This window comes from Anaeromonas gelatinilytica (genome assembly GCF_016820635.1).
Classification (GTDB): domain Bacteria; phylum Bacillota; class Clostridia; order Tissierellales; family SIT17; genus Anaeromonas; species Anaeromonas gelatinilytica.
Genome location: NZ_WSFU01000003.1, coordinates 1 through 9333, shown reverse-complemented (window position 1 = coordinate 9333; position 9333 = coordinate 1). Strand labels below are relative to the sequence as shown.

The 9333-nt window shown below is 37.5% G+C and carries 14 protein-coding genes and 1 pseudogene; 6 read left to right on the top strand and 9 right to left on the bottom strand.

Annotated elements, in window-relative coordinates; translation table 11 throughout:
- Nucleotides 1–197: 197 nt before the first annotated feature.
- From GOQ29_RS00195 to GOQ29_RS00185, 3 genes are all read right to left on the bottom strand, one after another.
- Nucleotides 198–557 carry a DUF134 domain-containing protein gene (locus GOQ29_RS00195; RefSeq protein WP_203370339.1) on the bottom strand — a complete coding sequence of 120 codons (360 nt, stop codon included), beginning with the start codon at nt 555–557 and terminating at the stop codon, nt 198–200.
- A gap of 15 nt (nt 558–572) precedes the next feature.
- Nucleotides 573–1049, bottom strand: coding sequence for a Fur family transcriptional regulator (locus GOQ29_RS00190; protein ID WP_203370338.1), 477 nt, complete (start codon nt 1047–1049; stop codon nt 573–575).
- A gap of 140 nt (nt 1050–1189) precedes the next feature.
- Nucleotides 1190–1408, bottom strand: a complete 219-nt coding sequence (locus GOQ29_RS00185; RefSeq protein ID WP_203370337.1) for a DUF5320 domain-containing protein — start codon at nt 1406–1408, stop codon at nt 1190–1192.
- Nucleotides 1409–1593: 185 nt separating this feature from the next.
- Here GOQ29_RS00185 and GOQ29_RS00180 point away from each other — a divergent pair, with 185 nt between their 5' ends.
- The 3 genes from GOQ29_RS00180 to hydG all read left to right on the top strand — a co-directional run bounded on the left by GOQ29_RS00180 (nt 1594) and on the right by hydG (nt 4403).
- On the top strand, nt 1594–2511 hold the full coding sequence (locus GOQ29_RS00180) for an alpha/beta fold hydrolase (RefSeq protein ID WP_203370336.1): 918 nt from the start codon (nt 1594–1596) through the stop codon (nt 2509–2511).
- 230 nt (nt 2512–2741) lie between these two features.
- A complete protein-coding gene (locus GOQ29_RS00175; RefSeq protein WP_203370335.1) occupies nt 2742–2996 on the top strand; it encodes a TM1266 family iron-only hydrogenase system putative regulator in 255 nt (84 codons plus the stop codon).
- 30 nt (nt 2997–3026) lie between these two features.
- Nucleotides 3027–4403 carry a [FeFe] hydrogenase H-cluster radical SAM maturase HydG gene (gene hydG / locus GOQ29_RS00170; RefSeq protein ID WP_203370334.1) on the top strand — a complete coding sequence of 459 codons (1377 nt, stop codon included), beginning with the start codon at nt 3027–3029 and terminating at the stop codon, nt 4401–4403.
- 212 nt (nt 4404–4615) lie between these two features.
- Here the strand turns inward: hydG and GOQ29_RS00165 are convergent.
- From GOQ29_RS00165 to GOQ29_RS00140, 6 genes and pseudogenes are all read right to left on the bottom strand, one after another.
- A pseudogene (locus GOQ29_RS00165) lies at nt 4616–4744 on the bottom strand (IS200/IS605 family transposase); the annotation flags it as partial.
- Nucleotides 4738–4878, bottom strand: a complete 141-nt coding sequence (locus GOQ29_RS14780) for a recombinase family protein (protein WP_286672844.1) — start codon at nt 4876–4878, stop codon at nt 4738–4740. The pseudogene GOQ29_RS00165 and the gene GOQ29_RS14780, both read right to left, overlap by 7 nt.
- 97 nt (nt 4879–4975) lie before the next feature.
- Nucleotides 4976–5827, bottom strand: a complete 852-nt coding sequence (locus tag GOQ29_RS14775) for an ATP-binding cassette domain-containing protein (RefSeq protein ID WP_484477040.1) — start codon at nt 5825–5827, stop codon at nt 4976–4978.
- A gap of 37 nt (nt 5828–5864) precedes the next feature.
- Complete coding sequence (locus GOQ29_RS00150) at nt 5865–6224, bottom strand: DUF1048 domain-containing protein (RefSeq protein WP_203370333.1); 360 nt, start codon at nt 6222–6224, stop codon at nt 5865–5867.
- Nucleotides 6217–6552, bottom strand: coding sequence for a PadR family transcriptional regulator (locus GOQ29_RS00145; protein WP_286672843.1), 336 nt, complete (start codon nt 6550–6552; stop codon nt 6217–6219). The genes GOQ29_RS00150 and GOQ29_RS00145 overlap by 8 nt, the downstream gene beginning before the upstream one ends.
- A gap of 81 nt (nt 6553–6633) precedes the next feature.
- Complete coding sequence (locus GOQ29_RS00140; protein ID WP_203370332.1) at nt 6634–6816, bottom strand: hypothetical protein; 183 nt, start codon at nt 6814–6816, stop codon at nt 6634–6636.
- A gap of 389 nt (nt 6817–7205) precedes the next feature.
- On the opposite strand from GOQ29_RS00140, the gene GOQ29_RS14490 reads away from it, so the two are divergent.
- The 3 genes from GOQ29_RS14490 to GOQ29_RS00130 all read left to right on the top strand — a co-directional run bounded on the left by GOQ29_RS14490 (nt 7206) and on the right by GOQ29_RS00130 (nt 9253).
- Nucleotides 7206–7556, top strand: coding sequence for a hypothetical protein (locus GOQ29_RS14490; RefSeq protein WP_252187458.1), 351 nt, complete (start codon nt 7206–7208; stop codon nt 7554–7556).
- A complete protein-coding gene (locus tag GOQ29_RS00135) occupies nt 7459–8676 on the top strand; it encodes a ParB/RepB/Spo0J family partition protein (protein WP_252187457.1) in 1218 nt (405 codons plus the stop codon). The genes GOQ29_RS14490 and GOQ29_RS00135 overlap by 98 nt, the downstream gene beginning before the upstream one ends.
- Nucleotides 8677–8779: 103 nt before the next feature.
- A complete protein-coding gene (locus tag GOQ29_RS00130) occupies nt 8780–9253 on the top strand; it encodes a MarR family winged helix-turn-helix transcriptional regulator (protein WP_252187456.1) in 474 nt (157 codons plus the stop codon).
- Nucleotides 9254–9333 lie beyond the last annotated feature (80 nt).

Below are 9333 nucleotides of genomic sequence, written 5' to 3'. Positions count from 1 at the left end.
CCTTTTTTTAATAATTACATTGTTTTATTTTAAAATTTTATCTTGACATATTACCAGGTTGCTCATATAATATGTATAAATTTTTTCCTCGTACGGATTAAAACTTCCATTAGTTATTATACTGTTTATTCATCACTATGTCTAATAATATACCCTAAATTTATTTTTAAATTATCATAAAAACTTCAACCTTAAATTTATACACCATTTCTTCCATGTCTATGTCTACCTCTAAAACAAGGAGAACATTTTTGACAATTAATATCACATACTGTGTAATTTCCCCCTTCAATCTTTAACACTTTTCCATTAACAAGGCTATCTGCAATTTTTTTCTTTGCATTAACGTACATTCTTTGAACTGTAGACCTACCTACATCCATTCTTTCTCCACATTGTTCTTGTTCAAGATCCTCCAAATCTATAAGTCGAATAACCTCATATTCTTCTATAGTCAATACAATATCTTTATTACAATCAGTTCCTCTATCTAAAGGGCCAAACCTTTTATAATTTGGTAATCCACATACTCTTCTTCTTTTTCTAGGTCTCGGCATTAATATCTCCTACTTTCAATTAATATTATTTTTATCAATACAATTGCTACATAATCCATGAAACATTATATCTACATCATTTATTTCAGTATTATATTCTTTTTCAAGCAAATTATTTATTCTTAGATATTTGAAAATTACTTCTTTGTCTGTAATATCTTTAATTTTTCTACATTTTTCACATTTAAAATGTATATGCAAAGGTTTCTTAGCATACATTTTCAACTCATAATAATTTGTATTATCTACTCTAAATTCCTTCAATATTCCTAAATCCACAAAAATATTTATACTTCTATATACTGTTGAAACTCCAATTCCTTTAGGTTTTACTATATCATAAATCTTTTCTACATTTAAATGTTCTTCTTTATTTCTAATGAATTGCATTAATACTTCTCTTCTTTGAGTTGTCATTTTATATCCATTATCTTCTATTACATCTTTAATTAATAAAAAATCTTCATTTTTATAATCATTAATTTTCTCCACATCATCAACACCTTTTCCACTCAAGCCTTCTATTTTCTTATTAATATTACTAAACTCATTTGTGTCACATCTAAAATCTTCAATATTATGTTTTTTTATTCATTAGGGAAAATAGAAATTATCTATTTTCCCTAATACCTTTACTCACCTTCATTTTGTGAATTTTTTAATACCTGATTTATTTCTTTAAGTCGTGTTTCAAGGATTGCTTTTTCATCTTCAATAGAATTATATCTACCAAATCTTCTACCCAATCCTAATCTTGGTCTTCTAGAAAAGGATCCTGCTCCACATACTCCGAATCCTCTTCCTGTCATTGGTCCTTCTCCTGATGGTCCAGTTCCATTTCTTCCTGGCATTAGCATTGCCTCCTTTTTATTTTGGGTTTATGTTCTTTATATTTATAGTATATATCATTCTGAACATATGTCAATAACTTTTTGAATTTATTTTTTATAAATATTAAATTTAATTAAAAGTTCATAATTAAAGTGCTATAATATAGAAAATACTTATTACTATTTTAATTGCTGGGGTGGTATTAATGAAAAAAGAAATTCAAGTAATTCAGGGGAATAAAAATCAAAAATTGTATATACGTACTTACAGAAATGAAAATACTGAAAAAAACAACAAAGAAGTAATACAAATTCTCCATGGAATGGCTGAATATGGGTATCGCTACGAAGATTTCGCAAATTTCTTAGTAAAACAAGGTTATATTGTATATATTCATGATCATAGAAAACATGGAAAAAGTGTCGAAGATGGACAAAAAATAGGATATTATACAAATGACACATGGGGAGATATGGTTGATGATGTTAATCATGTAAAGCAACTAGCAAAAAAGCAAGAAAATGTAGACAAGATTATTCTTATAGGTCATTCTATGGGTTCTTTTTTAGCAAGAAATACACTTATGGATTATGGTAAAGATATTTCCAAAGCAGTTATTATTGGAACAGGATATACTGATAAAGCGTCCATTAATGTAGCAATTACCATGGCTAAAATCTTAGGAAAAACTTCTGGAAAAAAACCTAGTAAATTTTTAAATAATCTTTTAATAGGAGGATTTAATAAATCTTTTAAACCTAACAAAACATCTGCTGATTGGCTAACAAAAGATACTTCCATAGTAGACTCTTACATAAATGATCCTCTTTGTGGTTATTCTTATACACCAAAATTTTATGAAGAAATTTTAAAAGGCTTACTCTATATTATTAATCCAGAAAATATTAAAAAAACACCAAATATTCCACTATTCTTTATTGCTGGAGAAAAAGATCCTGTAGGCAAATCAGGAACTGGCGTACAAAAAGTAAATTCCATTTATAAAGATTTAGGCTATAATACTTCAATAGAACTTATCCCTGAAGGACGTCACGAAATACTCAATGAAATCAACAAAGAAGATATCTATAAAAAAATTTTAAAGTTTATAAAATTTGCTTGACAATTATTTTAATAATTGATAAAATATTAACAAAATCAATGTTGTTGAGAGAATTCTTAACTTCATTGTTTCTAAAATTATTAAAGTACGACCTAACAGAACAGAGTTTACCTCATCTGAAAGGAAGGATTATATAAAGATTTTTTTGTGATGCAATCCAAACCTTCTTTTTAGAGAAGGTTTTTTATTTGCTTTTATATTTACTATATTTAATACAAGGATGTGAGAACATGAAAAAAATTGCTGTTATTGGGGCTGTATTAGATGAACCAAAAGAAATACAAAAAATATTTAATAATATTATATCAGAATATTCCCATATAATCAGAGGACGAATGGGATTGCCATTTGAATCAGATGGTATATCGGTTATTTCTTTAACGGTTTTAGGAGAACTAGATGAAATCAATAGTCTAACAGGTAAACTAGGCAATATACCCCATGTTTCAGTGAAGACTTCTATTTCTAAAAAAGAAATAAAATAGAATATATATTATTAATTGGAGGCGAAAAGCATGTTTATAAATCATGAGTATATCCAAAATCTATTAGTATCAGCTAAAAATGTCACAAAGGAAGATATTAATAAAATCCTCGATAAAGCAGAAAAACAAAAAGGTTTAACTCATCGAGAAATTGCTCTACTATTACAAACCAATGATTCTGATCAACTAAATCGTATATTTCAAATTGCAGGAGATATAAAAAAATCTATATATGGAAATCGTATAGTAGTCTTTGCACCTCTTTATATAAGTAACTATTGTGTGAATAATTGTAAATACTGTGGATATAAACGAGATAATGATTTCTGTCGCAAAAAATTATCCATGGAAGAAATTGAAGAAGAAGTTAAAATATTGGAAAAATTAGGTCATAAACGATTAGCTTTAGAGGCAGGAGAAGATCCTATAAACTGTCCTATAGATTATATATTAGATTCTATAGATACTATATATAATACAAAATTAGATAATGGAACTATTCGTCGCATAAATGTGAATATAGCTGCAACTACAGTAGAAAATTATAAAAAACTAAAAGAAAAAGGTATTGGAACCTATATACTGTTCCAAGAAACTTACCATCAACCTACTTATAGTGATATGCATCCTAAAAGCTTAAAGGGAGATTATGAATATCATCTAACTGCATTCGATAGAGCAATGAAAGGTAGCATAGATGATGTAGGTGGAGGAGTATTATTTGGATTATATGATTATAAATTTGAAGTATTAAGTTTAATGCTTCATAATGAACATTTAGAAAATAAATATGGAGTAGGATTCCATACTATTAGTGTTCCTAGACTTAAAAAAGCCGATGGTATGTCCATGGAAGAATTCCCTTACCTAGTAAACGATGATGAATTTAAAAAAATAGTAGCAATAATCCGATTAGCAGTACCCTTCACTGGTCTAATACTATCTACTAGAGAATCCCTAGAAATACGACAAGAAGTAATAAAATATGGAGTTTCCCAAGTAAGTGCCGGATCATGTACAGGAGTAGGCGGATATAAGGAACATGACATGGAACTAGAAGTAGACCAATTTAAATTAGATGATCATAGAAGTCCTATGGAAGTATTAAAATCTCTTATGAAACATGGATATATACCTAGCTATTGTACTGCATGTTATAGAAATGGTCGTACAGGAGATAGATTTATGAAACTAGCAAAATCCGGTGAAATACAACATGTATGTCAACCAAATGCAATGATGACATTAATGGAATACGCCCTAGACTATGGTGACAAAGAATTTATGGCTATGGCTAATAAAGTCATTAGCCAAGAATTAAATAATATTCAAAGAGAAGATATAAAAACACTACTTGTAAATAATCTAGAAAAACTAAAAAATGGAGAAAGAGATTTATTTTTATAAATCAAAATGGGACAGGGGGACGGTTCTCTGTCCCACTATTCGACATCTTTAAACTTAAAATTTTGTGCTACTTTCTCCCTAATCATAACCACCCGTAAAACAGATGGTTTGCTCTAGCCCTGGTACTTGCAAGTGTCTTAAGACACATTAATTAGTCTGCCAACCGCTGTACCTTCTCACACCAACCCTAAAGGGGTATTAGCTACTTTATTCTACTTTTTATTCTTTTTTCCTGTGAATGGATTAATATACTCTTTCATACTTATTTGATCATTCCCAATATCTTCTTGTAATTGATTTCTTATATATTCTTCTATTACTTTTTTATTTCTTCCTACAGTTGCTTAACCTTTTCAAAGATTTCCCGGTTAACAAGCGGCTCATGGGTATTCTGAACGACAATCCAATCTTCTTCGGGTACAGCCTCGATTTTGTGTATCTTGTAGCTCTTGACACGGTTTCGGCCCTGCGCCATATCCCCGAAATAAACAGGATTTTTCAGCATGTTAGTGACTGTTATGGTACTCCACATTGGCTTTGTCTATCCGTTTGGGGCAACTGTACTTTAGGCCCTAGCTCTGCTTGTAGAGGGACGGACACATAACGCCGTGGTCGTTCAGATGGTTTACGATTGCCCTTACCGCCATACCATTTAGAAACATGGCAAAAATCTGTTTTACCACTTCGGCGGCTTCATGGTCTACAAGCAAGGCGTGTTTGTCATTGGGGTCTTTGATGTAGCCGTAGGGAGCGTATGAGCCGATAAACTGACCGTTGCACTTTTTGTAGTCAAACATCTGCCGGATTTTCTTTGAGGTCTGATAGCAGTATTGGTCGTTCATCACATTTGTTATCGGCACAACCATACTGGAAACGCTCTCCGGGTCATTATAGCTATCTATCCGTTCATGCAAGCTGATAAACCGTACATTCATCTGAACAAATAGCCTGTCAATCAGGATGCCCACTTCAACATAGTCGCGGGAAAGGCATGAAAGGTCTTTGATAATCACACAGTTGATTTTTCTGGTGCGAATGTCGGACAATAACCTTTGAAAATCATTGCGGTCGGCGACGGCGGTCAGGCCGAAGCGGTTCAGTAAATCATCCGCGACCTGACGCGGATTTTTGAGATGCCGCAGCTTGGCGATCATAATAAGATTTTCCCGCCCTGTCAAAATCTCGTCCACGGCGGCGAATTGCCCGGTCAGACTGATTGACTGCCTCACATTGCCGGGCTTTGCCGCAACATCGAAGCCGTTGACGATAACAGTTCCGCTATCCTGTTTGAGCAGCGTGGTGAGGATTTTGACAATCGTTGTCTTGCCCGTGCCGTTGGAGCCGAGCATGGCGAAAATACTGCCTTTTTTCACCCAAAAATCTACGCCCTTTAGAACATGAAGTTTCTTGTAGGACTTTTGCAGCCCTTTTACTTAATTGCGCTTTCTGTCATTTTGAATCCTACCTCTTTCCGAATTTTTTCAGTATATCGCGGTTGAGCGCCTCACGCCAGTCTTCTGTATATGTTCTGGCATTACGCAGAAGCTCGTCGCAGAATGCGGCCACGTCCTCGCCGGTAATCTCCAAAACATGCTTGCCTTCCGTCGCGCCGACCTCGAACAGCTCTATCAGATCATAATGAATCTTCATCATGTCATAACCGGATCCCGCCGCAAAATTCCACATGTGTCCCTGTATTTTCTTGAATACATATTGATAGTCTTTCGGCAGAGCTTTCACCCTTGCCATTTGCTGCTTGTACTCGCGCTTGCTCTCGATCATTTTTTTGATATTGAAATAATTATCGAAAAACTCAGACATCTGATTGCTCCTCCTTTAATTGGTTAATTTTTGACGCGATAAAATCCCATTTTTCCCAGAACCTCAGCAGTTCTTCGCGCCCTGCGTCGTTGAGCGCGAAAAACTTTCGCGGCGGTCCCAGGTCGGAGGATTTTTTTGTGACCTCTACCAGCTTGCTTTTTTCAAGCCGGATCAGGATGGTGTATACCGTTCCATCCACAACATCTGTGAAGCCAAGGGCATTTAACCGCCGTGTGATTTCGTAGCCATAGGTTTCTTTGCGGCTTATAATTTCAAGGACACAACCTTCAAGCACGCCTTTGAGCATTTCCGTTAGGTTCTCCAGCATAATCCCTCCTTCGCTATTTTGTATGACTTGTATTCAGTGTTACTAACTACTGCTATATAGTAGCACAAAATAGTGCGGTTGTCAATAGCATTTGCTCGGATAATAAATTTCCTCTAAAACGTAAGATGCTAAACCGGCAAGCAGGGCAACTGTGGCCACAATTGCATATTTTTTGTAGGATGAACCTACAAAAAATTGCTTGTTGGAGAGCCTCCCCAAGCCCTGCCACTTCGGGTCAACTTGGCCCGAAGTAACTGCTACCATGCAAAGACACCGCCCATAGTCTCACTAAGGCGGTGTCTTTCATAATGTGATAGCTTCAAATTTTATTTTATTTTATTTTTGCCCTTGTTCCAGGCTATTTTACAGTTTTCCTAATACATTTGGTTCATATGAGCCAAACGTATTAGGAAAACTGCAAAAACCCTTATTCTATGTGGGATAAGGGAATACCAAAATAAAATATGAGCTATCACATTACACAGGATACCGCCCAATTGGACAAGATGGGCGGTATTTTTGTATCTGGATAGCGGAACTTCGGGGCAACTTGGCCCGAAGTGGAAAGGAGGGATTGCAAATCCCTGTGGGGCTTGACCTAAAAAATCAAGCCCCTTTTTTCATGTCATAAAACAGACAAGGAGGAAAAACGCATGGCAAAAAATGAGCCAAACAAGCCGGACGAAGTAAAAACCGCCCAGGCCCAGGAAGCAACAGCAGAAGAAAAAAACACGCCTGCTCCTATGCCGGAGATTGGCGGAGAAGCTCCTGCCCCGGAAAAGACCGCCGAGGAAACAGCGGCACTTCCCCATGAGGACGGAGCGGCCCCGCATGAAGCTGATAAGGACGGGCTGAAAGCACCTGACCCCATTGACATTCCCGCCCCCGGTGATGTGGTGGTTTCCTTTGACAAAATCAATGAGATTGTTTCCGGGAAACAGGCGGCGGGTAAAGGAAGCGGAACAGACTACCCCCGAAAAACAGGAAGCGGAGCCAGCAGATAAAGCGGCAAAACCGGAACAACCGGGCAGAAAACCGAAAGGCCGCCCACCTAAAACCACCGAAAAAGTAGACAAAAAGCCTGCCCGCCCTGTCAAACAGGAAAAAGCACCAAAGGCCGTAAAGTCGGAGAAACCGGATAAACCGAAACAGACCGCAGAAATTGGCGGCGGGGCTTCTGCTTTCCCGCAAGCTAAGGAACAGGCACAGCAGGAAACGCCGCCCTCTGCCCCGGAGCTGCCGCCCGAACCGAGGGAAGCACCCCGCCCCGGCGAACAGGAACAGATTGTTTACCTTAATCTTTCCGAGCTTTTCGCTTTCAAAGACCACCCGTTTCAGGTTCGTAATGATGAAGAAATGGCGGCTATGGTGGAAAGCGTTAAGGACAAGGGCGTTACCCAGCCTGCCATTGTGCGCCCCCGTGAAGATGGCGGCTATGAAATCGTATCAGGTCACCGCCGCCAGAAAGCCAGCGAATTAGCTGGATTTGCGGATATGCCTTGTATTATCCGCAACATGACGGACGAACAGGCCATCACGCAGATGGTAGAGGACAACACCAACCAGCGTGAAAATATCCTGCCCAGTGAACGGGCCAAAGCCCTGCAAATGCAGTTGGAAGCCATCAAGCGGCAGGGCGCGCGAACCGGTAACGGACAACACTCCAATGAGGTTGTAGCCGAGCGCAACAAAATGACGGTCAAGCAGGTTCAGCGGTATATCAAGCTCAATGAGTTGGTTCCTGACCTTATGAAAATGGTGGACGAAAAGAAAATTGCGTTCACTCCCGCCGTGGAGCTTGCGTTCATCGAGCCAAAAAATCAGCGGTATATCGCTATCGCTATTGAGGGCCAGCAGTCGGCTCCCTCACTCTCACAGGCACAGCGTATGCGTAACCTTGACCAAAAGAAGCTGTTAAACCCCGATGTGATTGACGGAATCATGTTAGAAGAAAAAAAGGAGGCAGACAAAGTGATTATTTCAAGTCAGGAATTGAGCCAGTATTTCGGCAAGGAGAAAACACCCCGCGAAATGAAGGATACCATTATGAAGCTGCTTGAGGAAAACAAGGCGAAACTGAAAGAGGTTTCGGCTCCCCAAAAGAAAGCCGAACAGGAAAAATAAGCACTTCGGGCCAAGTTGGCCCGAAGTACGGTCTTTAATCTCAATATAAAAATTTTACATATGGATTGACAAATGCGTATAGTAGCTATATACTTGTTACATGATGATTAAGAATGGTAAAAACAAAAACAAACTTAGCTATACGCTTTTGCGTGTGGTCTGGAAGCTCTTTGAAGTTGACAGGAAAACACGCTGCTATGGGACGGATGAACAGCTCTTTGAAGCAGAAATCCATATGATTAAATCTATCAAAGAGAATGAAGGAATTCATGTAACTGGACTGGCCGAATTATTGGGGGTGACGAAAGGCGCAGTCTCTCAAATCATTATGAAGCTCCAAAAGAAGGATATGATTGTAAAAGACACCGATCCTCGTAACCTGTCGAGATTGATTTTACGGCTGACACCCAAGGGTGAAACGGCCTATATCAACCACGAAAAGCTCCACCAAGAATTTGATAACCTTGTCAATGAAGCTTTAGAGGGCGCGTCTATGGAAAACGTGGCCTTTCTCAAAGAATTTCTAAATTCACTCGAAAGGAGAATGGATAATTTTGAAAATAATAATAACGTATAGTAATTTTTCTTACTCATAGCGTATAGCTTATATACACTATTGCGCATTTGCAGACGCGGGTGCGCATCTATTTTGCAGAA

What these genes read in the sequence shown, in the direction of transcription:
- GOQ29_RS00185 (WP_203370337.1), bottom strand. Translation starts at nt 1,408, where the DNA reads ATGCCAGGAAGAAATGGAACTGGACCATCAGGAGAAGGACCAATGACA.
- GOQ29_RS00180 (WP_203370336.1), top strand. Translation starts at nt 1,594, where the DNA reads ATGAAAAAAGAAATTCAAGTAATTCAGGGGAATAAAAATCAAAAATTG.
- GOQ29_RS00130 (WP_252187456.1), top strand. Translation starts at nt 8,780, where the DNA reads ATGATTAAGAATGGTAAAAACAAAAACAAACTTAGCTATACGCTTTTG.
- GOQ29_RS00150 (WP_203370333.1), bottom strand. Translation starts at nt 6,224, where the DNA reads ATGTCTGAGTTTTTCGATAATTATTTCAATATCAAAAAAATGATCGAG.
- GOQ29_RS14780 (WP_286672844.1), bottom strand. Translation starts at nt 4,878, where the DNA reads ATGGCGCAGGGCCGAAACCGTGTCAAGAGCTACAAGATACACAAAATC.
- GOQ29_RS00195 (WP_203370339.1), bottom strand. Translation starts at nt 557, where the DNA reads ATGCCGAGACCTAGAAAAAGAAGAAGAGTATGTGGATTACCAAATTAT.
- hydG (WP_203370334.1), top strand. Translation starts at nt 3,027, where the DNA reads ATGTTTATAAATCATGAGTATATCCAAAATCTATTAGTATCAGCTAAA.
- GOQ29_RS00145 (WP_286672843.1), bottom strand. Translation starts at nt 6,552, where the DNA reads ATGCTGGAGAACCTAACGGAAATGCTCAAAGGCGTGCTTGAAGGTTGT.
- GOQ29_RS00175 (WP_203370335.1), top strand. Translation starts at nt 2,742, where the DNA reads ATGAAAAAAATTGCTGTTATTGGGGCTGTATTAGATGAACCAAAAGAA.
- GOQ29_RS14490 (WP_252187458.1), top strand. Translation starts at nt 7,206, where the DNA reads ATGGCAAAAAATGAGCCAAACAAGCCGGACGAAGTAAAAACCGCCCAG.
- GOQ29_RS00140 (WP_203370332.1), bottom strand. Translation starts at nt 6,816, where the DNA reads ATGGTAGCAGTTACTTCGGGCCAAGTTGACCCGAAGTGGCAGGGCTTG.